The organism is Levilactobacillus yonginensis (assembly GCF_964065165.1).
In the GTDB taxonomy this organism is placed as follows: Bacteria; Bacillota; Bacilli; order Lactobacillales; family Lactobacillaceae; genus Levilactobacillus; species Levilactobacillus yonginensis_A.
On the sequence record NZ_OZ061549.1, the window covers coordinates 110,491 to 134,660 of the forward strand.

Below are 24,170 nucleotides of genomic sequence, written 5' to 3' on the forward strand. Positions count from 1 at the left end.
TACTACTGCCATTGTATTCGCTTTCATCGGAGAAAGCACGCCATCCGGGATTTATCGTCGAAATGTCGGGGCAAACGTGGTAAGCTTTTAACAGCGATTCTGAGAAAGGGGTGTGGAGAACCTTGAAAATTGTGACTATCGTGCTAATGGTTTTGCTGACTGCCGGTCTGGTGGGTGGCACCCTTTGGTTGATGCTGAGTTTACAGTTGGTTGCTTGGTTGGAAGCATTACTTGGGTTTGGTGGGTTAACACTCAGTACATTGGTCAATCTGGGATTATTCTGGTTTTTGTGGTCCCGGTCGACGTCACTTGAGTCTGAGGATTCAGACGAAGACGAATGAAATCAACAAGTAAGAGAGTGAACCAAAAGATGATCAGTCAATGAGCCTTATCATCGATGGGCGGATGGTCCTGGTCTTGGATGGGTTAAACGTAGTTGATGGTCCTTTGTTGCACGTTTCGATTATGTATGTTCGGAGCACCCAAGGGGTCCGATACTTTTGTTCCTGACCCAATAAAAAAAGCCATTACGAGAAATCGCAATGGCCAAAGAGTAAGGTTACAACATAATTGGGGGATTATGTTGTAAAAAAATTTCATCTACTTTGGGGGAGTAAAATGAAATCTGTCTGTTGAATGAGGACAGAAGCCTCACGAGTAAGCTAAACTTACCCGCAACCATATAGTACCGCATTCTATATAAAAATGCTATTAAAAAATAAATAATTCATAAAATCGATTTGACTAACTAATATAAAGCAACGTTTTGTCGCTTATTAATAGGCTTTACCCGAGTTAGTTAGCCAGCGTAACAAAAAAGAGAGGGCGAATATTGTGCAAAAGAATCAGCCAAAAGTCGGAGGTTTCATGAGTTGGGGTTGGATCATCCTAATGATATTTTTAGTAAGTGTGGTGCAACTACCACTACTTAAGCTAAACCACGGAACGACGCTTGATCGGGGAATGTGGGCGATAATTTACCTGTTAGGTTTCGCGGTAACGATTGCGATTGGCGGGTGGCAGTATCATAGGTTACATCCCAAGTGGCAGCGTCTAACTGGCCAGGATTGGGGGTTAATGGTTAAGGGCTACGCGTTTATGATTTTCGCAGAAATTGTATTGGGATTGTTGAATAAACTGCTTTACCATGAAACGAGCACGCAGAACAATCAGACAATTACGACACTGATGGATCGGGGCACACTGACGATGGTTCTCTTAGCGGTGACAGCGGTCTGTGCGTCGCCAATCATTGAAGAACTGACATTCCGAGGTCTGTTAATTGACGGGTGTTTCTCGGCGCAGTCGTTTTGGCTACCCATTGTGATTAGTGGGATTATCTTTTCCATTCCCCATGCCAGCAATAATCCCATAAGCTGGATTATTTACGCTGTGATGGGAGGGACCTTCGCCTACGTTTATAAACGTACTGATAAGTTGCAAAGTACGATTCTGATGCACGCATTTAATAACCTGATTGCAGTTGCTATCATGTTAACGACATTAGGGCATTAATCAGGAAATTGCGTCAGAAATTAGGCTAGGTGTTGACTGTTGGTTTGGGTTTCGGCAACAAGGTCAAGATAGTGTGGCTATCGTGCAATTATCGCTTGAGAGGAAACCGAATAGTCTAAAATGAGTTAGCGGGTCAGTGAGGGGTCCGCTTTTTTAGTGCCAACAGCTGACTGCCGGAACGATGGGGTTAACTGGCTTCAGAATCTGGTGGCTAGTATGGAACGCTTAACGAGTAAAAAAATAGGAATCAGCGACCGAATGGTCGTTGGTTCCTAAAAACTAATCTTTGTCGACTTCTTTAGCAATCAGTCGTTGGTGACTTACGGTATCCAGTTGATCTTTGACGGTGACTAATTCGGTCATCATACTGTCGATCTCGTTGTCCGTCATTCCTAATAATGTCTGGCATTGGCCAATCCGGGAGTAGACTTCATCACGCTTAGCTTCAGCGGTTTCGGTCAAGTGAATGAGCACTTGACGCTCGTCGGTTCGACTCCGAACACGTGTGACCCATCCTTGCTTCTCAAGGCGCTTGAGAAGAGGGGTTAATGTCCCACTATCAAGCTCAAGGCGTTCGCCAAGTTGATGAACCGTCAACGGTGCATCTTCCCAGAGCACCAGCATTGCGATGTACTGCGGATAAGTTAAACCAAAAGGTGCCAACGCACTTTGGTAAAAGTGATTAAATTTCTTGCTGGCCGAGTAGATAGAGAAACATAACTGTTCGTCCAGTAAAACTGGGGAAACTTTGGGCATGGCACAGGCCTCCTTTCAGGTACTTTCGAAGAGTATTGTATACAATTAAATTGTTGCTGGCAAGCAATAAACCTTTAATTATTGATATTCTAATGAACCGTTAACGAAAAAGCACTGATGCATGACCACAATTTCACGATAACGTAACCTCAGAATAATTGTATGGCAGAATGATAACTAATCACAATGATTATTGATGAAATAAGATTTTATTTATCAAAAAGCTTGTTTTAGGGCATTTTTGTCGTGACAATCGGCTAAGATATCGTGGAAATTAACGTTTATTCAACCAAATAATCTCGATTGAATTTATTTCTAAAGACTCCCATCGTCACTGTAACGAATTATCAAAAATGACACTAAGAATAAGCTAGCATCAGTCTAAGTTAGTTATCTTTCTAACCATTCTAAGTATAGCAGACCTATTGTAAAAGAAAAGTAAAATCAGTGAAATTATATAAAGAAATCCCGTCCTGAGTGACTTCCTGACAAAATCGGCCTCACAATGTGAAAACTTTATCAGGCGATAGTTTTGCTTGCCATTAGAGATTGTTAATATTCGTTAAGTAACATGGGGGTATCAGTTATGTGCCTATACAATTATGCTTGATATTTACTATAAATCAGGTAGAATAAGGGTGTAATCAAACTATCCAAATCAGTAAATGTGTGAGCAAAATGTTTTATGAATTATTCGATTTAGAAAGTTGTGCTTGATCAGATATCTGCCAACTCGATTAGTTTAATCTATGTGCTTACTAGGGAAGCCACTTACATATAGTGGCAGACTTCACAAGGAGGATGCTATCATGAAACGGCGTGTTTTGGGTGAAACGAAGCAACATTACAAGAGCTACAAGGCAGGCAAACGCTGGGTTTTTGCCAGCATTACAGTTATTTCATTAGGACTAGGTGTGACAGGTATCAGTACGACTGCCAAGGCGGATGCGGCTACGGACGGCACGGCTGAATCGGCTGCAGTTGGTGATCAAGCGGCTAAGCCTAAACAACAAGTTACCCTGCCTAAAGTTGGTGATCAAGCGGGAGCAACTGAACAGAATCAAAATGAAGGTTCTGGACAGGATCAAAATGAAAGCGCTAACGACAATGTGCCAGCAACGACGGAATCCAAGTCAGAGCAACAATCAGTTGTTTCTGAAGCAGGGGACACGCAACCGTCACAAGAGAAACCAGTGGTTAATCCGGTAAAGGAAGAACAATCTGTTCAGAATGGTGATAACTTTAAGCAAGGTAGCGAGAATGTCATACCTGAGAATGAGCGACAAACAGCCCCTAAAAAGATGGCCAAAATGGCAGCACCAGCAGCGCCTGTTTTATTAGGGACTGTAGCTGGTGACCAGGCAGATATTTATAATCAAGATGCGTCAATTTGGTTGCCGGATGCAAACCTTCGTCAGTTAATTGAAGATAATTTGAACTACCAATATTACAGTGGGACTCAAGCCATCAATGACAGCAACTTGTGGACTTGTGTGAACTACGCTGGGTTTAAGGCCGGCGTCAACGTTCGTGAGGTTGGAGTCGCTGCAAAGGGACCAATTACCGACTTGACTGGACTGGAGTACTTTACTGTTTTGAATCAATTTATTTTAAGCGCGAATACATTCCAAGTGCCTGAATCAGAAATGATTTCATTCGCATTTGCTCAGAATCTGATATCTTTCCAGATTGACTTTAGCGGGACGACTTGGAACTCATCGGCTAATGAGATCGTCCAAAAGTACCTGTCTGGTAATCAGAAGCTTCAGTTCTTAGGTCTAACGCATTTGGACAATACGGCGGCCGTAGCCGATGTGATGCCAGACCTGTCTAGTTACCAAGATTTGGAATTTGTTGACCTTAATCACGCTAACTTAAAGGGCACGATTGTTCCATACGCTTATCTGCCGAAGCTAAGTTTCTTCAGAGTAAACAATAACCAATTGACTGGGAGCATCCCGGCAATCGGAACGTGGACGCCAGAATTGACCACCGTAGACTTCAGCGATAACTTGTTGACTGGAGACTTGCCAGACTTAAGTGCTGCTAACTTGCACTCCGTCGACTACGCTCGGAACATGATTTCAATGGGACTTTCACCAGAGTCAATTGCAAGCAAGGAGTACGGTGACGTTCGTGCAAGTGGTCAATCCTTAAATGCCGGTAAGTTTACATTGACGAACAGTCAATCAAGCCTTGACCCAGTTACTAATGTCATCAGTTATCAGGACTTTACGACTGGTCAGGTAGACAAGACTGTGAAGAACACCCTTGGCAACTTTGGCAACGGTGTGACGATTGTTTACACGAGTGGCAATACGGCTGGTATCACAGATTATCCAGCTTGGGCTGCGACGCAAACGGATGCATCCAATTGGTTTACGGTAGTGGCTGATCCGAAGAATGCGCAAGGATTCTCACTGTTAGCTAACGGTAAGGCGAAGTCCGGCAACTATGTTGTTCGGGTGATGACGGCCGGTGATGCCGGTGGTCAGTACAATGCTTGGGTGGCCTTTACCGTTGAGAACCAAATGACGACACCACCGGTTGATCCGGGGACGCCAGAAACGCCTAAACCGGGTGAAACACTGGGAACAGTCACAATCATTAACGTTGACCAAAATGGTAACGTACTCAGCAAACGGGTTCAAACTGGTGCGGTTGGCGACAGCTACACGGTTAATGCAGACAGTATCGATGGTTATCAGGTTAATGGCAGTGGTCAAGCTTCCGGAATTTACACGGCTAATGGTACGACGGTTACCTTTACCTATAGCGCTGTCACGGCTGGTGGCGGTGCAGCCACGGTTGATCCAGCAGATAAGCCAACGGCTAAGCAGAAGGGTCAAACTGAGAAGACGCGTACTGACGGACAAGCTGCAGTGATTGCTAGTGCTCACCAAAAGGGGCAGAGCACGGTTGCTCGTGCCGGGCAGGGCGCTCAGACAGTCAACCTGGCAACCGGGAGTCAGAGTGTGGCTCAGCAGCAGTCAGCTAAGACGACCTTGCCACAAACCAATGAACAATCTAGTGTTGGTATCGTGGCGGCGGGATTAGCCTCCCTGATGGGGGTACTAGGTTTAGCTGGTTGGCAAAAGCGACGTCATGAATAGATTGATGAATTTGTAACCATGGGAGTCGGGACAATGGTCTCGGCTTTTTTTGTGGTGATTACACTAGCAAAGATAAGTACCGGCGAGGAAAGGTGACTGGTTTTTCTTATTGTCGCTGGCTGAAGAAGTCGGTATACTATAAATATTGAGGAGGGTGCGTATGAATCGTTGGTTACCGTATGGTGTTGTCAGTCTGATTTGGGTCAGCTTGATTTTTCGGACAATCTCACGCCGACAGTACCGGCAAGCGTTGTGGTGGCTGGGGTGTTGGGGACTAGCTACCTTAACCTGGACGCCCGTGGCTCTGAACTTCGGCGGCACCGTTGGTGAAATTACGACGCACTGGTGGTTGGGAGGAATCTGGGTCATCCACCCCTTACAGGCCGCTAGCATGGACGCCTCGTTTTGGTTGAACATTTTGATGACAGTACCTCAAGGCATACTGTGGCAGTTAAACCATCGCCGGAGCCGTTGGCGACAGTGGTTTGCAGTTGGTCTGGCAACTGGGCTGACACTGGAAGCTGGTCAGGCCCTTGGCAATTGGGTCGTCAGTTTAGGCCGGTGGGTCGACATTAATGATGTGATTACCAATTGTTTGGGCGTTATGATTGGAGCAGCAGGCTGGTGGTTCGTTCAACGTCACCAGCAACAAAATTGAGCGTGTGTTGATTAGCGTTGTGAGGAGGAGATAGAATGTTTATGACCACTGGTGGGTTGAACCGGGCCCACGCAATTCAAGGGATTTTAACGGCGACAGCCCATACGATGTTACGGTCGGAGAAACCGGATGAATTTTCCCTGTTCGATGGGTTATTTGATGAGGTAAAGCAAGATTTGATGAAGCAGGCTCAGGCAATGGGAGCAGATGGTTTGATTGAGGTGCGGTTCAATACTGAAATTGCTCAAATGAACGTCGCTCCTAAGTTTATCGTGGTTCACGGTTACGGAACGGCGGTCAAATTTCCAAATCAAAAAAAATCTGAATAAGGGGTTCCATTTTATACAGACTTAGTGTAATATATTATTTGTTGTTGAGTTGCCCCGATGGCGGAACTGGCAGACGCGCAGCGTTCAGGTCGCTGTTTGGGAGACCAAGTACAGGTTCGAATCCTGCTCGGGGCATCATGAATAACTAATAAAAAGTCGTTCGTTGAATTTATTCAGCGAGCGACTTTTTTTGCGTATTTAGGGAAATAGGTTAAACGACGACTTCAGGCACAATGTCCTTACCATTTCGGGATTCGGCAATGACAGCGATACTGTTGGAAGTTTTGACCGTGTAACCTAATAACAGCACATCGTGGCCTTTTAATTGTAGCGCAGCCTCGCTAATGATCCGTTGATAGTTCCGAACCAGGCGTTTTTCAGCCTTGGTAGCACTGTTATTTTGAAGATTGGTCCGGGCAGCTTCGACCTTTTTGATGGTGGCATGGTTTTTAAAGATGACCTGAATCTGTTGATGAGGGAGTTGGTCTCCTCGTTTGTCCTTTTTGGATTGATTGTCGACAACATCCGTTTCAACCTTAGCTGTGACTTCTGAGTGGCCAAGTTTCTTCACTACGTTGCGGGCGATTCGTTGGTTAGTTGCACTGGGTTTGCCGGCCGATTTCACCTGGCTGGTGCAGCCCGTCAAAGAAAAGAGGATGATGACAGCGAATAATGTTGATAGCCATTTGTTCATGAGTGAGCGTCTCCTTATGTAAGTGTAATTATGAATATGATGTCTTGCTCGGTAGTTTATCAGTCAAGATAAGTCTATTCTAGATTCCTATTGTTAAGCATATCAAAAATATCCGCCAATAGGGTGACAAAATTATAAGTCGACTTATTTGGACAGAACTTTATCGCTATTGACTGCCTTTTGGCACACGTTTCGACCATGTATGTTCGGAGCACAAAAAGGGGGTTGGGACTTTCGTCCCAACCCCCTTTATATTTAAATTAAAGTTTCTTGGAAACAGTGTAGCGTTCCGTCGTTGACGGTTGCTTCTGGTCTTTTAGTTGTTGTTCAGCTAAAAAGATATCAAATGAAGGTTCGCCGTGTTCGCTCTTAACGACTAGGACGTGGCCAGAATCAAGATGCCGATCACGGTAAATCTGGGCCGTCTGCACGGCTTCGTGATAATCATGAAAGTTACCAATTGAATTACCTGGGTTGAATAATACTACTTCATCCATCGTTATCATTCCTTTCGAAGCTAGCTGCTGATTTCATTATAGCGCATTTGGCGTGAAAACGATATCAATTTACAGGTTCTGGTCCATCGTGAAGGTCAGTTGGGACTGCTCGGCGTTGGCCTGGACGAGTTTTGCGGTCTGTTGGTGGATAGCCTGTGCTAGTTCATCAGCCGTAGCCGCGTTGAACGATCCCAGGGTAGTTGGCGTTGGTTGCTCGACGGCGTCACCGGTTGTTAATCGATGTAGGCCAGCAATCTGGGTTTTCTTTTGAAAGTCAGAGAGCAACTTGCGATTCTGGTGGAAGTGATCTTCACTCAACACGTCAAGCAGTTTGGCTGCCCAGTATGGGTTGGTCGGACTGTAGTCAGTGTTAATAGCCGACCAATCCGTGCCAAATTGGTCGCCAGCTGCGTAGAAAGGCACATACGGGCTGAACGCAGGGTTACCCAAACACTGCCAAATAATACCGGTCAGGAGGGGTGAAACGTGGCGTCGTAGTTGAAGGATGTGGGAGTTTTGCGTACGGGCCAGTCCGACGGCTCTGAACCGATGCCGTTCTTCATCCGTCCCGTGTCCCAGCGGATCAAACGGCGTTTCTTGGTAGTGGGATCCCAGGAAGGCTTCAACTTCCTCGACGCTGATTTTATGTTCGGCATGTTGAATGAAGGGCAGTTCCATACTGATGGGTTCTTCGAAAGCACTGGGCGTGAAGAGTTTGTGACCGTACCAGACACGGGGCGTATTGTAGTGTGCGTCGTCAGTGTTGTGGGTGCCAAAAATATGCCGCGAGTTGAAGCGGTTACCGTCCGGGTTTAAACGGTTGGCCTGAACAAAGTGGCGGATGTCTGGTGAGGTCATGAAGTTGTGGGTGTTTGTGAAGTCGATGTCTTCAATGGCTAATTGATTAGCTACCACAGCGTAGGAATCATCTGGGATACGCTGTGCGACCCAGTGATGGCCGCTGACGATTTCCATGTACCAGACTTCCTCGGTATCGCTGAAGAGTACGCCGTTGGTTTCGGCTGCACCATTGTTCGTGACCAGGTTGCCCAGTCGTTGGATTCCAGCCCGGGCCGAATCGACGTAGGGGAGGACGACCGTCAACATGGCGTCTTCGGCAATGCCATCGGTGACCAACGGATCGATGCCAAGGACGTGGCTGTTGGTATAGGCGCTTTCGGTGGCACTCATGGCCACGTTCTGGTCGTTGATGCCGCTCTCTTCATAGTAACCTTCGCTGGAGTCGGTGTCGGGTGTGGCGGTGTAGGCAAAGCGATGAGTTGGAAGCTGGGTGTGAAAGCCATTATTTTTGGAAATAAAGTCTGAATCATTGATTGCGCCAGCTGCGTGTTTCAGGGCTCGTTTGGGCCAAATGGCGACGAAGTTATCTTCATTACGTGCAATCAAGGTACTGCCATCAATGGTGGCGAGCTTGCCAGCTAAAAATGAAGTGCAGGCTTGATGGGTGTGGCGGTTCATAGAATTCCTCCTTAAAGGTGGTTAAGTGTTAGCGAGTTATATGATAGTCCAATTTAAATCTGTTGGGTTGTGTCTGCACCGTTTCAGTTCATAGCTAGCGGCCGGTAAGACACAAGAAAACACTAATGTTTTTATAAAAAGTTCAATTGGCAGTCGAAGTTTTCAACAGTTAGTACTATAGCATAAATGAGATTGTTGAGCGGATTTAACCGGTTCCCCGATTTAGTTTGCTATTATGAGTATAATGATGGTGAGGCCACTAGGACTGTGGCTTCACTGGTTATTTAGAAAGGGAGATGTCGTCATGGATCACGCGCACCAGCATGAACATTCGATTGAACGGGAATTAGAGTGTGTTTCACAGGTGCCTATTTTTCAGCGCTTGGCCGATGAACAACTGATTTCCGTTGCCCAGGTCACGCGCCCGATTCACGCTGCTAAGGGGGGGACCGTCTTCAGTACGGGAGAAGTGTCCCAGACCCTATACATCGTCAACACTGGTCAAGTTCGACTCTATCATTTAGGGGACGATGGTCGTGAACAGGTCTTACGGGTTCTGAATCCTGGCGACTTTATTGGTGAGATTGCCTTATTTACTGATGAAATCCATTCGTCTTACGCTGAAGCGACTAAGAAGACGGAACTCTGCACAATTTCCCGTCAGTCACTGACCAAGCTGATTGCGGGGATGCCAGAACTCTCTATGAACTTACTGGGGGCCCTAGCAGACCGGCTGAAGTCGGCTGAGCGGCAAGCAACACTGCTGGCTATTCCAGATGCCTTGCCTCGACTCGCAGGCTACCTGCAGGAGTTGAGTGGCCACCAGACGGGGACGTTTGACTTGCCGATGAGTAAGCAGGACTTAGCTGCTTATTTGGGCATGACGCCCGAATCGTTGAGTAGAAAGTTGCGGCAATTAACCACTGATGGGGTAATCGAAACGGTTGGTCGGCGTCAAGTGCGGGTGACGAACGCTGATGAATTAGCTGCCGTAGCCCCAGAATAGGGAATCAATAGCTATCCCTTAAGAATCCTTAATAATATGGTATTCACAAATTAAATTTGCTAAAATGGGAATTGTGAATTATTTAAGTTTAACGAACAACTAATTAAGTCGTAAGATTTTACGTATGAAAAAGGGGATACGCACATGTGTGGATTCGTTGGCTATGTTAATCAAAAGGACGTTCCGACCACAACAATTAATGATATGGCGGATCGGATCAAGCACCGGGGGCCCGATGATGAGGCCTACTTCCATGATGAACAAGCCGTAATGGGTTTCCGGCGCCTGTCAATTATTGACTTGGCGCATGGTAAGCAGCCCATGTATAACAATGATCAAACAAAAGTTTTAACCTTTAATGGTGAAATTTATAACTACCAAGAAATTCGGGCAGAATTATTGAAGCTTGGTTATAAGTTCCAAACGGACGTGGACTCAGAAGTTCTGATTCACGGGTACGACGCTTGGGGTCCTAAGTTGTTGGACCGGTTACGGGGGATGTACGCCTTCGTCATCTACGATCAAGTTAAAAATGAAGTTTTTGGTGCCCGGGACCACTTTGGTATCAAACCCCTTTACTATTACGATGACGGTGAGTCATTCATGTGGGGCTCAGAAATCAAGTCATTCTTGGAACACCCTAACTTTAAGAAGGAATTCAATGAAGCACTCTTACCAATTCACTTGAGTTTTGAGTTTATTCCTTCACGGGATACCATGTTCAAGAATGTTTACAAGGTATTGCCTGGTCAATACTTCTTGCACCATGCCAATGGTGAAACTGAGACGCATCGTTACTTCAAGTTTAGTTATGATCATATCGACAACAGCCAAACGATTGAAGAAGATGCTAAGAAGATTCGTGGGATCGTTGATGAATCTGTTAAGGCACATATGATTGCCGACGTTGAAGTTGGGAGTTTCTTATCCAGTGGGATCGATTCTTCTTACGTTTTGAATGAAGCTTCTAAACTACAACCAATTCAATCGTTCTCCCTAGGGTTTAAGAACTCTAAGTACAGTGAATTGAGCTGGTCTTCAGAATTTGCTAAGGAAATCAAGCAGAAGAACACGCCACTGTACATGACCGGTGATGATTACTTTGATATCTTGCCAACGATTATGTACTACATGGATGAACCTTTATCTAACCCTTCAGCTATGCAATTGTATTACCTGTCGAAGGGGACGCGTGAGTCCGTGAAGGTGGCCTTATCTGGTGAAGGTGCTGATGAATTCTTTGGTGGGTACAACACCTACCTCGAAGCTATTCCATTCGAACGTTACCAGAAGTGGGTTCCTAAAGGGATTCGAAAGATGCTTGGGGGGATTGCTGAAAAGTTCCCTCGGTTCCATGGTCGGCGGTTCTTGGTCCGTGGTGCGCAACCATTGAGTGAACGTTACTACCGGGTCAATTATGTCTTTGACTATCATGACCGGAACAAGATTCTGAAGAATCCTAGTCTCAACCAAGATGCTGGTGCTTACACCAAGCACTTCTTTGATGACGTTAAGGATTTAGATGAAATGACGCAAATGCAATACTTTGATATCAATACGTGGTTGCCTTTTGATATTTTACACAAAGCTGACCGCATGAGTATGGCAAACTCGCTGGAAGTACGGACACCATTAGTCGATAAAGAAGTGGCGAAGTTTGCTGCTACAATGCCGGTTAAGACGCGGATTCGGGCTGATGAGACCAAGATTTCTCTGCGGACAGCGGCTGAGGCAGAGTTGCCTGAGCGGGTTGCTAAGAAGGAAAAGATGGGCTTCCCATCACCAATTGCAACGTGGATCAAGACGGAACCTTACAAGTCCCGAATCATCGAAGCGTTTAATTCTGACGTGGCCCACAAATTCTTTAACACGGACGCCTTGATGGACATTCTTCACGAACACATCAACGGTAAGTCTAGCATGCAAAAGATCTTTACAATTTACACGTTTATCCTCTGGTATGAAGTCTACTTCCCAGAAGAGACGACGGCTAAGACGGTGGACTTGGTTCGCCGCACACAAGTTTAATAGACCAAGCACCGGCAACGGTTTGCTAATCACGATGAAAAACTGCCGGTAGAGCTTTACTGGCAGTTTTTATTGTATCTGTGACGCCTATTTTATAATGTGTTTAATTATTGGTGTGGTGAAGAACCTTGCTCTGGCGGGATTCTTCACGAGAAGCCTGCGGGCTTAGCACGTATTTAATTCAGGTTATCAGTCATTAAAATCTAGTTATCACGAAGGGACTTTACTCGTTATGGAAACCAAAGATGGAAAAAAATTCACCCCGATTCTCTTAGGTAGTGACTTCAACGTTTATGGGATGGCCCGGTCATTCTACGAACTCTACCATGAACCTGTTCAAGCCTTTGCCAGTATTCAGTTAGCGCCAACGCGTTACACGAAGGTGGTCAACTTGGAATTAATTCCAGGTTTTGACGAAGATCCCGTTTGGATCGAATCCATGCGGAAACTGAAGGAACGGTACGCTAACCATCCAGAACCCGTTATTTTGATTGGTTGTGGAGATGGGTATGCCGATCTGATCAGTCGTCACAAGGCTGAACTAGAAGACGTCTTCATCTGCCCATACATTGATCATGATTTGTTGATCACCTTGAGTGAAAAGCGGAGCTTCTACGATGTCTGCGAAAAGTATGGCTTGCCATACCCAGCTACGCGAATCATTACAAAGGCCGATGTTGAGGGCGATAAGCCAGTTGATCAACCTTTTGACTACCCAGTGGCGTTAAAGCCTGCTAACAGTGTTGAATGGTTAGACATCCACTTCGATGGTCGGAAGAAAGCTTACCGGATTCAATCCGAAGCTGAATTCCGGGACATCCTGAAGAAGGCTTATGACGCTGGCTACACCTCTGAAATGATTTTGCAAGACTTCATTCCTGGGGATGACAGTCGGATGCGTGTGGTTAATGCTTACGTTGACCAACACCATCATGTGAAGATGATGTGTTTGGGTCATCCATTATTGGAAGATCCCGCACCATCAGCTATCGGAAATTACGTTGCGATTATTCCTGAATACAATGACACCATCTATGATCAAATTCAGAAATTCCTTGAATCCATTGAATTCACTGGTTATGCAAACTTCGATATGAAGTACGATGACCGTGATCAGACCTTTAAGTTGTTTGATATCAACTTACGTCAGGGTCGGAGTAGTTTCTTCGTGACCTTAGCCGGGTATAACTTGGCTGATTGGGTCGTGAAGGATTATGTTAAGGGTGAATTAGTTGATGCGCCAACGGTTCGGGCTAACAAAGACGAGAAGACCCATGCTTTATGGATGGGTGTTCCTGTCAAGGTCTTCAAGCAGTACACCCGTGAAAATGCGGACAAAGATCGTGCTTTAAAACTGATTGCCGCTGGTAAATACGGCACTACTTATCGGTATGACGAAGATATGAACCTGAAGCGCTGGGCGTTGATCCAATGGATGCAACATAATTACACAGTTAACTTCAAAAAATACTTTGCAGAAAATAAGGGGTAATAATCATGAAAAAATTCTTTACGATTCTCGGCGGTATGGGTACCATGGCTACAGAAAGTTACATTCATCTGTTGAACAAGCGGACTCCTGCACATGCGGATCAAGAATATTTAGATTATGTTCTGGTAAACCATGCCACTGTGCCTGACCGCACGGCTTACATTCTGGATCACAGCAAGCCTAACCCATCAGTTGACTTGCTTGAAGATATTCGTCAACAAGCGCAATTTGGCCCTGAATTCTTCACACTACCTTGCAACACGGCCCACTACTTCTACGACGAATTACAGGCTGCTACGGATGTTCCTATCCTGCATATGCCTCGTGAAACGGTCAAAGAAGTTCAACGTCGTTTCCCTAATGCCAAGAAGATTGGGATTACTGGGACACAGGGGACCATCACTGACAAAGTTTATGAAGATGAAATTAATAAGGCTGGGTTGACTCCCGTTCTGCCTACGAAAGAAATCGAAGCAGAAACCATGCAACTAATCTACGATGACATCAAAGAGAAGGATACTGTTGATGCAAAATTATTCCACCACATCATTCGTGAAATGATTGAAGATCAAGGGGCTGACATTGTTATCTTAGGTTGCACCGAATTATCATTAGCTCAAGAACGTGAACCCGAAACTGAATTACCAGTTGTCGATGGTCAATCTGTCTTAGTTGACCGGACTATTGAAATGGCAATGAAGAGTCGTCAAGAAGCCTAGTTTTTTAATGAAACTAACGGATTCTAGACAACTATCTGGTGATTGCTAGCGTAGGCACTGGTCAAATTGGATGGATTTTAACTGGGGGTGACCCCTAAATTACCCATCGTTCACAAGTCAACAAATTCAGGAATAATCGCATAAAAGCGGGCTTTCTCTTGCAGAGAAGGCCTGTTTTTTGCTATCCTTGTGATGTAAGCGTAAGTGAAAGAGTGCACTTCTTGCACTGACAGCGTGTGCACTAGTTGCACTTGGAAACGCTTTCCGTACGGTCTAAAGTATGAGGTGTCTTAAGAAGCGGAGGTTGACTAGAATGTTAGAAACGTTATTGACACCCGATACTGTCCAAGTACGACAGGCCGGCGATATTGATTGGAAGGAGGCAATTCAACTGGCAGCAACGCCCTTGTTAACTGCAGGGAAGGTTGAACAATCCTACGTTGATGCAATGATTAATGTTGTTGAGAAGAATGGGCCGTTCATCAACATTGGTCCCCACATTGCTTTAGCTCACGCACGTCCCGAAAATGGGGTCAACGAAATGGGCATGGCACTGATGAAGGTCGATCCGGCTATCAATTTGGTCAGTGATGAACATCCGATTACGTTGTTCTTTGTTCTGGCAGCAAGTGATAACACCAAGCATTTGGAAGCGCTACAAGAATTAGCAACGAAGCTTCAAGATGCTGACAGCTTTGCCAGAATGGAAAAGGCAACGACTGTTGACGAACTGGTTAACGAATTCAAAGGAGTGGAATAATAATGAAAATTGCAGCGGTATGTCAATCAGGTTTAGGTTCTAGCTTCATGATTCAAATGAATATTGATAGCGTTCTCAAGGCTGAGAACGTTGACACGGATAACATCGAAGTTACCCACTTTGATACTGGTGGTATGAATGTAAACGCTGCCGATTACTTCTTCTTAGGCAGTGATTTAGCAGAACAAGCTTCAGACATGCCTCAGGAAAAAGTATTCGTTCTGAAGAGCATTATCGATAAGGATGAATTAAAAGAAAAGCTTAACGTATTACTCGACAAGGAAGGCATTAAGCACGATTAGTGTTTATATCGTTTGATTGGAGGAATAGCTATTATGCAAGCAGTTATTAATTTTATTGTTTCTATCGTTAGTACGCCTGCCATCTTAGTTGGGTTAATCGCCTGTCTAGGGTTGGCACTACAAAAGAAGCCTGGTACCAAGATTATGGAAGGTACTGTTAAGACTTTCGTCGGGTTCTTAGTTCTGACCGGTGGTGCCGGAATCCTACAAGCTTCATTGACACCATTTGCGTCAATGTTTAAGTTCGCTTTGCACGTTCAAGGGGTCGTTCCTTCTAACGAAGCCGTTGTGGCCATTGCGTTACAACAGTACGGGACGACGACTGCCTTGATCATGTTTGTCGGCATGATTGTAAACGTTCTCTTGGCCCGGTTCACGAAGTTTAAATACATCTTCTTAACGGGTCAAGCGATGTTGTATGTTTCTTGTTTAACCGCCGTTATCCTGATCTCTACTGGGATGAAGTCCGGTGCAACCACGATTCTTTTAGGCGGGTTGTTTGAAGGAACATTGTTGACGGTAACGCCAGCGTTGTGTCAACCATTCATGCGTAAGATTACTGGTGGTGACGCGGTTGCCATGGGTCATACGGGTAACATTGGTTACGCTGCTTCCGGTTTGATGGGTAAGTGGTTCGGTAACTCTAAGAAGTCTACTGAAGATATCAACGTTCCTAAGGGCTTAAGCTTCTTACGGGACTCAACGGTTTCCATTACATTAGTTATGGCAATTGTTTACTTAGTTTTAGCTTTCGTTTCAGGTCCACATTTTATCGAAACCAAGTTGAGTTCAGGAACTAACTTCTTAATTTACGCACTTACACAAGCCGGGACTTTCGCCGCTGGTTTCTACGTTGTCTTAGCTGGTGTTCGGATGATCTTGGGTGAAATTGTGCCAGCCTTCCAAGGGATTGCAACGAAATTGGTTCCAAACGCCAAGCCAGCCTTGGATGTACCAATCATCTTCCCATACGCACCAAACGCTTTGTTGATTGGTTTCTTCGTCAGCTTTATCGTTGGGACGTTCAGTATGTTTGCAATGATTGGTATGGGAACCACGGTTATCATTCCAGGTGTTGTTGGTCACTTCTTCTGTGGGGGTGCCGCTGGGATTTACGGTAACGCTACTGGTGGCCGTCGTGGTGCCATCATCGGTTCCGCGGTTAACAGTTTGCTGATCAGTTGGTTGCCATTACTCATCCTGCCTGTTCTGGGTGGTTTGAAGTTGGCTGCTTCAACTTTCGCCGATACCGACTACTTGGTACCTGGTATCTTACTTGGTAACTTGGGTCACTACGGTGAAGCTGCTGTTATCACTGGTATCATTGGCTTTACTGTCGTCGTTATCATCTGGTCCTTCTTCCTTAAGGGAGACAAGAAAGATGGTGTCAAGGCTGAAGGTTAATCTAACCTTGAGTCACAACTTTTAAAAATTTTGGTCCATGGATAAGGAGTAATCGTTAATGACAAATACAGGCACAAGTGAAGTTCAAGCGAACTTTACAGAGAAAGACGAATTAGCCGTCAATTCTTTGAGAATGTTGAGTGTGGACATGATTGAAAAGGCTAAGTCAGGGCACCCAGGTCTGTGCTTGGATGCAGCACCCATGGCTTATGTTTTATGGAATTACCACATGAAGACTGACCCAAAGCGTCCAAACTGGATTAACCGCGACCGGTTCGTGCTCTCAGCAGGTCATGGTTCAGCACTGCTTTACAGCTTACTGCACATGAGTGGGTACGCCGTTAAGATGGATGATTTGAAGCAATTTCGGCAGACTGGCTCATTAACGCCAGGCCATCCCGAATATGGTCACACACCAGGCGTTGATGCGACGACTGGTCCGCTGGGCCAAGGGATTGGTATGGCTGTGGGGATGGCTTTAGCTGAAAAGCATTTAGCAGCTAAGTACAATACCACAGATTACGATTTGATCGATCACTGGACCTATACCATTGTTGGTGATGGTGACTTGATGGAAGGTATCAGTCAAGAAGCCATCAACATCGCTGGTAAAGAAAAATTGAACAAATTAATCGTGCTTTACGATTCAAACGATATTACGTTGGATGGACCGTTAGCTAACGGTTCTGTCGAGACGCAAAGTTACCGTTTCAAAGGAGCTGGCTGGAATTACCTCTTCGTCGAAGACGGCGAAGACTTAGCAGCAATCAACAGCGCCATTAACGAAGCTAAGCGGGCTACGCAACCAACGATTATTGAAGTTAAAACACAAATTGGCCATGGTTCACCACAAGCAGGGACTAATAAGGTCCACGGTGCAGCCTTAGGTGCCGAAAACATGAAGAAGACCAAGGAATTCTACCACTGGAGCCAAACCCCATTCTCCGTTTCCGAAGATGCCTATGCTGAATTCAAGCAAGGGATTGAAGAACGTGGGCAAGCCGCTCACCATGAATGGACGGAGCTCTACACGAACTACCAACGCAATGAACCTAAGTTGGCTGCCGAATTTACCCCAGAAGTGGGTCCTAAGTTGGACATGAGTCAGGTTAAATTGAGTGATGAAACGATTGGCAAGGAAGTTGCTACGCGGGTCACTAACTCAGAGATCTTGCAACAAGTTGCTAAGTACAACCCGAACTTCTGGGGTGGTGCCGCTGACTTGTCTTCCAGCAATAAGACGCAGTTGAAGGATGAAGGGCGCTTTAGTCCTGAAGATCCTGCCAACGACAACGTTTGGTTTGGTGTTCGTGAATTTGGTGAAGCTGCTGCTTTGAACGGGATGACTTTACATGGTGGCTCACGGGTCTTTGGGAGTACCTTCTTTACATTTTCAGACTACATGAAAGCTGCTATTCGTTTAGCTGCCTTACAAGGCTTACCTGTGACCTTCGTCTTCACGCATGATTCGATTGCGGTTGGCGAAGATGGTCCAACACATGAACCAATCGAACAATTAGCTGGCTTACGCGCAATTCCTAACGTCAACGTTATTCGGCCAGCCGACGCCCACGAAACTTTGGGTGCTTGGCAGACGATTGCTGAGACGACCGACAAGCCAACCGTTTTGGTTCTGTCCCGTCAAGGGTTGCCATTGCTGGAACAAACGCATCCGGCAGATGTCGCCCGTGGTGGCTACGTTGTTTCACCAGCTAAGAGTGAAGCTTCCGATGGAATTCTGATTGCCAGTGGTTCCGAAGTGCAGTTAGCCTTGAAGGCCCAAGCTAAGTTACGTGAAAAGCAATACGATGTTTCCGTTGTTTCTATTCCTAGCTTTGAACTCTTTGAGCAACAGAGTGAGGAATACAAGAACTCTGTCTTACCACCACAAATTGACAAGCGGATCTCTATCGAAATGGACAGTACGTTTGGCTGGGGTAAGTACACCGGCTTAAACGGTGCGAATATCGGTGTGGATACCTTTGGTATGAGTGGTAAGGGTTCTGAAATCATCGAAAAGTTCGGCTTTAACACGGATACAATCGTTAAGAAGTACGAAGAATTATGGAAGAAGTCGGAATAAGCATTTGAGGTGAAGGATTACATGTCAAAGAGAATTACGGGTATTGCGGCAAGTGACGGTATTGGTATCGCCAAGGCCTACCGCTTAGTAGATCCAGATTTGAGTTTTGAGAAGAGGTCGATTACTGACGCTGATGCTGAAATCAAGCGTCTCGAAGAGGCCATGAGTGATTCTACGGATGACTTAAAAGTTATTCGAGACAAGGCGGCTGAAAATTTAGGCGAAAGTGAAGCTGAGGTTTTTGACGCCCACATAACGATTCTGGCTGACCCTGAAATGACTTCCCAGATTGAGGAGCTCATTAAGAAGCAAAAGATTAACGCTGAAGAGGCTTTGAAAGAGGTCACTGACCAATTCATTACTATCTTCGAAGGAATGACGGATAACAAATACATGCAAGAACGGGCGGCTGACGTCAAGGACGTTACCAAGCGGGTCATGAGTCATTTGTTAGGCAAGTCGCTTCCTAACCCGGCATTGATCGACGAGCCAGTAATTGTGATTGCCCATGATCTCACACCTTCTGACACAGCTCAGATGGACACGAATTACGTGAAGGGTTTCCTGACTGATTTAGGCGGTCGGACGAGTCATTCGGCCATCATGTCACGAACTTTGGAGATTCCAGCGGTTGTCGGAACTGACCAAGCGACTCAGTTAGTTCAGGATGGCGATACATTGGTCTTGAACGGGCTAGATGGTTTTGCCTTGGTTGCCCCCGACGCGGATGAGATTGCCCAATATCAGGAACAAGCCAAGCAATACGCGGCGGAACGTGCCGAATGGCGAAAACTCAAAGACGCTGCATCTGTTTCTAAGGATGGCAAGCACTTTGAGGTTGCGGCCAACATTGGGACGCCCGACGACATTGACGCCGTTGTCGATGCCGGGGCCGAAGCAGTTGGTCTGTTCCGGACGGAATTCCTTTACATGAACAGTGACAAGTTACCATCCGAAGATGATCAGTTTGAAGCTTACAAGAAGGTCGCTGAGGCCATGCACGGTAAGCCAGTGGTCATTCGGACCATGGATATTGGTGGGGACAAACACCTGCCATACTTGCCACTTCCTGAAGAAATGAACCCATTCTTGGGTTATCGGGCAATCCGGATTTCATTGGACCGGCAAGAGATCTTCAGAACGCAGCTGCGGGCCTTGATTCGGGCTTCCCACTATGGTGAGATTCGAATCATGTTCCCAATGATTGCGACGCTGGATGAATTCCGCGCAGCCAAGCAAGTCTTCTCTGAGGAGAAGGCGAAGTTGATTGCCGACGGGGTTCCGGTTGCAGATGACATTAAGCTCGGAATGATGGTTGAAATTCCAGCCTCTGCCGTCTTCGCTGATCAGTTTGCTAAGGAAGTTGACTTCTTTAGTATTGGGACCAACGATTTGATTCAATACACCTTTGCTGCCGACCGGGGTAACGAGCACGTTTCCTACCTCTACCAGCCTTACAATCCAGCTTTACTGCGGTTGATCAAGAACGTGATCGATGCCGCTCATAAGGAAGGTAAGATTGCGGCGATGTGTGGTGAAATGGCTGGCGACCAGGTTGCGGTTCCACTACTGATGGGGATGGGGTTGGACGAATACTCAATGAGTGCCACGTCTGTCCTCCGTGTTCGGAGTCAAATGAAGCATCTTGACACCACTGATTGGGCACAAGTTGTTGAGGAAGCCCTCACTACTTGTCAGACCAATGAAGAGGTCAAGGACCTCGTGGAAAAGCACCTTCAGGCTTAACCACGATTGGGAAGCACTAAAAGAATAATGTTTCACTAAATAGCATGGTTGCCAGGCAAATTGGCATCATGCGTTTAGTGTTTTTAGGACCATTTTGCTGGCGTTGCTTAGTCTGATTGTCTGCATGGCGTGGTACAATCAAGACCGAGTAAGTTAGATATGGGTTCCACTGTCTGATGGGTTCGACTCCCACCAGGTGGTTTCGTAATGCTTGGGCTGGCCGGTGATAAGTGATTATGCCAGTCCAGCGTTAATGGTTGTCGCTTGAGTTGAGAGAGATTGTTGAGGTAATGATATGCTGAACATTAGTAAGAAAGGACAAATTAATCTATTAGTTTCTATCTTGGCTGAGGGTAAGAAGTACAAGACCGTGGCCGATTTGGAAGCTAGAATGAACCTCTCCCGGCGTAGCGTGTTTTACTGGTTGAAACAAGTCAACGCTACTTTGAAGTCGCTAGATTTGGATGATGTGCAGAGACTCTCGCAGGGGGGCTACTTTCTGACACAGTCTACGTTGGATGAGTTGCAGCAACACACCCAGTCTGAAGCACAGCCCCTGTTAAACGTGGCTGAGCGGCGGCTAATGATTATCTGGTACTTGGTCCAGCAGGACGCTCACCTATCGCTGGTGAACCTGTCAGAACGATTAAACGTTTCCAAAAATACCATCATCAAAGATCTACGGGCGTTGCCAGCATTGTTGCCGGCGGATACGGAGATTATTAATACGAGTCATGGTAAGGCTTTGGCTGGAAGTGAAGTGATGCAACGCCGGTGGGTTTACCGGCAGTTGGCCCAGCAAAATTTACTAATTATTCATAAGATCCAGAAGTTACCACACATTCCAATATTGACGGAGCGGTTATCTCAATTGCAGGCGGATACTGGTAACTATTACACGGGTGACGCTGCTCAGACACTGATTTGGTATACAGCTTGGCTACTAGATCGGTTACAGGATACCGATCGCGCACTGACTACGGTCAACAATTACCCCCTAGATCGGTTTAGCCAATGGTGTGAAGACTTGCTGTCACACTATGGACAGGTGACCCCCGGAGAGATTGGGAGCCTGCGGGAACTATTACTGGCTGGTCAGCTGCAACAAGTTAATGATGATGACCGCTTTGCCAAAGAATTGTTGACGACCACGCAGAAGGTAGCTCGGCGGTTTAGTTCTGTATCGGGGATCGATATGGTGACTGACAAGTTCTTAGAGGCTTTGGCGACTCATTTGTACTCGACGTATTTTCGAATTAAATACAATGTACAATATCACCACACCAATCTGACGGATGTGAAGTTAGAATACAGTTACTTGATGAATCTGACCAAATACGCGTTGAAACCGTTTGAAGAGTTTTTGCACGCACCAGTTTCTAGTGATGAGTTGGCACTGATTGCTGTGTATTTTGGTGGCGAGGTCAAACGGCTCTCACCGGATTGGCTAGAGTCGGAGAAACAGCCGGACGTTATCCTAGTCTGCACGAGTGGGGTGGGGACAAGTCTGTTGTTATATCAACAGTTATCGGCACGCTATCCGAATATCAGCTTTTCCCAACCGGTAAGTTTAGAAGAGTTTCAGAAAATTGATTTGACCCAGGGTGCCCCTAAATTGGTACTAACCACAGCTAAACTTCAGGCACCAGTGGACGTACCGACCTTGTGGGTCCAGGCGATTCCAACTTCAAGTGATTTTCAGCGCTTGAGTCAAGAATTTCGGCAGTTAGGCTTATTGGATAATTCCCAGGAGACAAAGTTAGTTCATGCCGTGCTTGACATCATTACGGATTACGCCCGGGTTGATGATTTTAACGGATTGACCGCCAGTTTGCGAGATTACTTCCAGAAAACACCGGTGGAAACGACTGCGGTGAAGAACAGTCGCCCATCGCTGGCAGATCTGATTACGCCGGCGCGCATTCAGATTGCCCCTGGAAAATTAGATTGGCAAGCAGCGGTTCATGAATCATTGGTACCTTTGCAGATCGATGGGACGGTCCAACCGATGTATGCTGACCGGATTGTGGGGATTACATTGGCCAAAGGACCGTACATGATGATCAAAGATGGTGTCATGTTGGCCCACGCTAAGCCAGAGGATGGTGTGAATAGCCTGGGGATGTCACTGTTGCTCCTGAAGCAACCGGCCACCATAGTTGCACAGGGTCAGGAACGTCGGTTAGACGTTGTCTTTGGCCTGGCACCAGTTGACCGGGACGCGCACGTCCACGCTTTGAGCCAATTGTTAGCATTGCTACAGGACGCAGGACTGTATGCAGAATTACGGATCGCTGACCGCCCAGAGGATATTTACAAAATTTTGGAGCGGGCGATTCAGCTGCCTTCATAGAGAAACGTGAAATATCACAATGCACGTTGCTGGTGGCTGACACTCCGGTTTTGATTGGGTATTGGGATGGTCAGAACTGAAGAGGTTGCTCACCTCACGCGTGATGGGCCACCTGATTTGCGCGCTAATGGTGTTTAAGAAGAAATACATCTTGAGCTGCTAAAAACGTCTAGGAATTAGTCCTAGACGTTTTTTTAATTGCATTTTTAGCTAAATTAACGGGTCACTGTAGCGGGGGTTCTTGGCTAGGTCTTTTATTTAAACGCTAAAGTAAGTCCCAAGCCAACGGTAACCAAAGCCACGACTCCTAGAATCCAGTAGACAATGTGCGGAGTGTCTCGTTCCATTTTACGACCAAAGCTAATTTCAATCAGGGCGATAGTTGCAATGCCTAAGAGAAACTTCAAGCTGATGAGGAAGGGGGCGTGAACAAATGTCCGGATACTTAAAACAACCCCACTGATAATCATGACAAGATAGGCAATTCTTGCGATGAGTAGAAATTGTGTTATTCGTTTTTCAGAATGGCGAGTCAATCCTAAAATCACCAAAACCGTTAAGATGATCCACGTCCAAAAGTGTAGTGCCAGCCACATAAAAAACCGCTCCCTTACTTACTCGATACCCTAAGCCTACCATATTCAACGTGGTGGCGGAATTAATTTCCCTGACGGAAGACCATTTCAGCGAGGGGACCATACTGATGAACGGCGGTTAGTTCGAAGTTGTGTGTCGTGGTCAGGTCGCCAAAGAGCCGTTTTCCTTGGCCGAGTACGATAGGGGCCACTTGTAGGTAAAGTTCATCAATTAAGTTAGCCTCGAGTAAGGGAGTCAGAATTTGCTGACCGCCGACAATCCAAACGTTTCCGGGGTTCAACCGTAAGTGACTAGCCAATTCCGACACTGAACTGGCGGTAAATGTGACCTGTGGCGTGTCATCACGTTTAGTATGAGTCATGACGTAACTGTGCATCTGTGGATTCCAGGGATTGAAGGGGGCGTTAGGGGCAAATTGGGCAACGTAGTCGTAGGTGACCCGGCCCATGATGGCACTAGTCATCCGCGACAACGTTTGGGCACCCACGTCTGCGGGAATACCGTTTAGCCCAGTTAGCCAGTCAATATTGTTATTAGTGGTTGCGAGGTAGCCATCCAGTGACGTGGCTCCATAGAATTGAATTTTACCCATTGTTTCAGCTCCTTTTAATATGAATGAGGCAGAATTCCCTTGCTTTT

Annotated in this window: 22 protein-coding genes and 1 tRNA gene; 17 read left to right on the forward strand and 6 right to left on the reverse strand. The window is 46.1% G+C overall.

The features are described from left to right. Nucleotides 1-131 precede the first annotated feature (131 nt). From AB3Y94_RS00690 to AB3Y94_RS00700, 3 genes are all read left to right on the forward strand, one after another. Nucleotides 132-341, forward strand: a complete 210-nt coding sequence (locus tag AB3Y94_RS00690; protein WP_367296458.1) for a hypothetical protein — start codon at nucleotides 132-134, stop codon at nucleotides 339-341. A gap of 40 nt (nucleotides 342-381) precedes the next feature. Next, nucleotides 382-510, forward strand: coding sequence for a hypothetical protein (locus tag AB3Y94_RS00695; RefSeq protein ID WP_367294696.1), 129 nt, complete (start codon nucleotides 382-384; stop codon nucleotides 508-510). Between the two features lie 381 nt (nucleotides 511-891). Beyond that, on the forward strand, nucleotides 892-1,515 hold the full coding sequence (locus AB3Y94_RS00700) for a lysostaphin resistance A-like protein (RefSeq protein WP_367294697.1): 624 nt from the start codon (nucleotides 892-894) through the stop codon (nucleotides 1,513-1,515). A 279-nt stretch (nucleotides 1,516-1,794) separates the two neighbouring features. On the opposite strand, the gene AB3Y94_RS00705 is transcribed toward AB3Y94_RS00700, so the two are convergent. Continuing rightward, nucleotides 1,795-2,271 (reverse strand): MarR family winged helix-turn-helix transcriptional regulator, encoded by a 477-nt coding sequence (locus AB3Y94_RS00705; RefSeq protein ID WP_125693372.1) that lies wholly within the window; start codon nucleotides 2,269-2,271, stop codon nucleotides 1,795-1,797. An 809-nt stretch (nucleotides 2,272-3,080) separates the two neighbouring features. Between AB3Y94_RS00705 and AB3Y94_RS00710 the strand changes: the two genes are divergently transcribed. The 4 genes from AB3Y94_RS00710 (at nucleotide 3,081) to AB3Y94_RS00725 (ending at nucleotide 6,506) form a co-directional block, all read left to right on the forward strand. Then, nucleotides 3,081-5,384 (forward strand): MucBP domain-containing protein, encoded by a 2,304-nt coding sequence (locus tag AB3Y94_RS00710; protein WP_367294698.1) that lies wholly within the window; start codon nucleotides 3,081-3,083, stop codon nucleotides 5,382-5,384. 160 nt (nucleotides 5,385-5,544) lie between these two features. Further along, the gene (locus AB3Y94_RS00715) at nucleotides 5,545-6,042 is read left to right on the forward strand and encodes a VanZ family protein (RefSeq protein ID WP_367294699.1); all 498 of its coding nucleotides are present in this window, start codon (nucleotides 5,545-5,547) and stop codon (nucleotides 6,040-6,042) included. A gap of 35 nt (nucleotides 6,043-6,077) precedes the next feature. Continuing rightward, nucleotides 6,078-6,371: a heavy metal-binding domain-containing protein gene (locus AB3Y94_RS00720; RefSeq protein ID WP_367294700.1), complete on the forward strand. Its 294-nt coding sequence runs from the start codon at nucleotides 6,078-6,080 to the stop codon at nucleotides 6,369-6,371. Nucleotides 6,372-6,422: 51 nt separating this feature from the next. Beyond that, a tRNA-Leu gene (locus AB3Y94_RS00725) sits at nucleotides 6,423-6,506 on the forward strand. Between the two features lie 76 nt (nucleotides 6,507-6,582). Here AB3Y94_RS00725 and AB3Y94_RS00730 read toward each other — a convergent pair. From AB3Y94_RS00730 to AB3Y94_RS00740, 3 genes are all read right to left on the reverse strand, one after another. Continuing rightward, the gene (locus tag AB3Y94_RS00730; protein ID WP_367294701.1) at nucleotides 6,583-7,065 is read right to left on the reverse strand and encodes a hypothetical protein; all 483 of its coding nucleotides are present in this window, start codon (nucleotides 7,063-7,065) and stop codon (nucleotides 6,583-6,585) included. A 260-nt stretch (nucleotides 7,066-7,325) separates the two neighbouring features. Continuing rightward, entirely contained in the window at nucleotides 7,326-7,562 is a 237-nt protein-coding gene (locus AB3Y94_RS00735; RefSeq protein ID WP_125693380.1) for a hypothetical protein, read from the reverse strand. Nucleotides 7,563-7,631: 69 nt separating this feature from the next. Continuing rightward, a complete protein-coding gene (locus AB3Y94_RS00740) occupies nucleotides 7,632-9,041 on the reverse strand; it encodes a C69 family dipeptidase (protein ID WP_367294702.1) in 1,410 nt (469 codons plus the stop codon). Between the two features lie 304 nt (nucleotides 9,042-9,345). Here AB3Y94_RS00740 and AB3Y94_RS00745 point away from each other — a divergent pair, with 304 nt between their 5' ends. The 10 genes from AB3Y94_RS00745 to AB3Y94_RS00790 all read left to right on the forward strand — a co-directional run bounded on the left by AB3Y94_RS00745 (nucleotide 9,346) and on the right by AB3Y94_RS00790 (nucleotide 22,934). Next, nucleotides 9,346-10,047, forward strand: a complete 702-nt coding sequence (locus AB3Y94_RS00745; RefSeq protein WP_367294703.1) for a Crp/Fnr family transcriptional regulator — start codon at nucleotides 9,346-9,348, stop codon at nucleotides 10,045-10,047. A 144-nt stretch (nucleotides 10,048-10,191) separates the two neighbouring features. Continuing rightward, on the forward strand, nucleotides 10,192-12,075 hold the full coding sequence (gene asnB / locus AB3Y94_RS00750) for an asparagine synthase (glutamine-hydrolyzing) (RefSeq protein WP_367294704.1): 1,884 nt from the start codon (nucleotides 10,192-10,194) through the stop codon (nucleotides 12,073-12,075). 232 nt (nucleotides 12,076-12,307) lie between these two features. After that, entirely contained in the window at nucleotides 12,308-13,567 is a 1,260-nt protein-coding gene (locus AB3Y94_RS00755; RefSeq protein ID WP_367294705.1) for a carboxylate--amine ligase, read from the forward strand. A 5-nt stretch (nucleotides 13,568-13,572) separates the two neighbouring features. Beyond that, nucleotides 13,573-14,286 (forward strand): aspartate/glutamate racemase family protein, encoded by a 714-nt coding sequence (locus AB3Y94_RS00760; RefSeq protein WP_125683949.1) that lies wholly within the window; start codon nucleotides 13,573-13,575, stop codon nucleotides 14,284-14,286. A gap of 313 nt (nucleotides 14,287-14,599) precedes the next feature. Then, entirely contained in the window at nucleotides 14,600-15,046 is a 447-nt protein-coding gene (locus tag AB3Y94_RS00765; RefSeq protein ID WP_367294706.1) for a PTS sugar transporter subunit IIA, read from the forward strand. Nucleotides 15,047-15,048: 2 nt separating this feature from the next. Beyond that, nucleotides 15,049-15,348 carry a PTS sugar transporter subunit IIB gene (locus tag AB3Y94_RS00770; RefSeq protein WP_367294707.1) on the forward strand — a complete coding sequence of 100 codons (300 nt, stop codon included), beginning with the start codon at nucleotides 15,049-15,051 and terminating at the stop codon, nucleotides 15,346-15,348. Between the two features lie 33 nt (nucleotides 15,349-15,381). Beyond that, nucleotides 15,382-16,752, forward strand: a complete 1,371-nt coding sequence (locus AB3Y94_RS00775) for a PTS ascorbate transporter subunit IIC (RefSeq protein ID WP_367294708.1) — start codon at nucleotides 15,382-15,384, stop codon at nucleotides 16,750-16,752. 58 nt (nucleotides 16,753-16,810) lie between these two features. After that, nucleotides 16,811-18,835, forward strand: a complete 2,025-nt coding sequence (tkt, locus tag AB3Y94_RS00780) for a transketolase (protein WP_367294709.1) — start codon at nucleotides 16,811-16,813, stop codon at nucleotides 18,833-18,835. A 21-nt stretch (nucleotides 18,836-18,856) separates the two neighbouring features. Then, nucleotides 18,857-20,581, forward strand: coding sequence for a phosphoenolpyruvate--protein phosphotransferase (gene ptsP, locus AB3Y94_RS00785; protein WP_367294710.1), 1,725 nt, complete (start codon nucleotides 18,857-18,859; stop codon nucleotides 20,579-20,581). A gap of 295 nt (nucleotides 20,582-20,876) precedes the next feature. Then, a complete protein-coding gene (locus AB3Y94_RS00790) occupies nucleotides 20,877-22,934 on the forward strand; it encodes a BglG family transcription antiterminator (protein WP_367294711.1) in 2,058 nt (685 codons plus the stop codon). Between the two features lie 254 nt (nucleotides 22,935-23,188). On the opposite strand, the gene AB3Y94_RS00795 is transcribed toward AB3Y94_RS00790, so the two are convergent. Continuing rightward, nucleotides 23,189-23,530: a DUF1516 family protein gene (locus tag AB3Y94_RS00795; RefSeq protein WP_367294712.1), complete on the reverse strand. Its 342-nt coding sequence runs from the start codon at nucleotides 23,528-23,530 to the stop codon at nucleotides 23,189-23,191. A 62-nt stretch (nucleotides 23,531-23,592) separates the two neighbouring features. Next, entirely contained in the window at nucleotides 23,593-24,123 is a 531-nt protein-coding gene (locus AB3Y94_RS00800; RefSeq protein WP_367294713.1) for a dihydrofolate reductase family protein, read from the reverse strand. Nucleotides 24,124-24,170 lie beyond the last annotated feature (47 nt).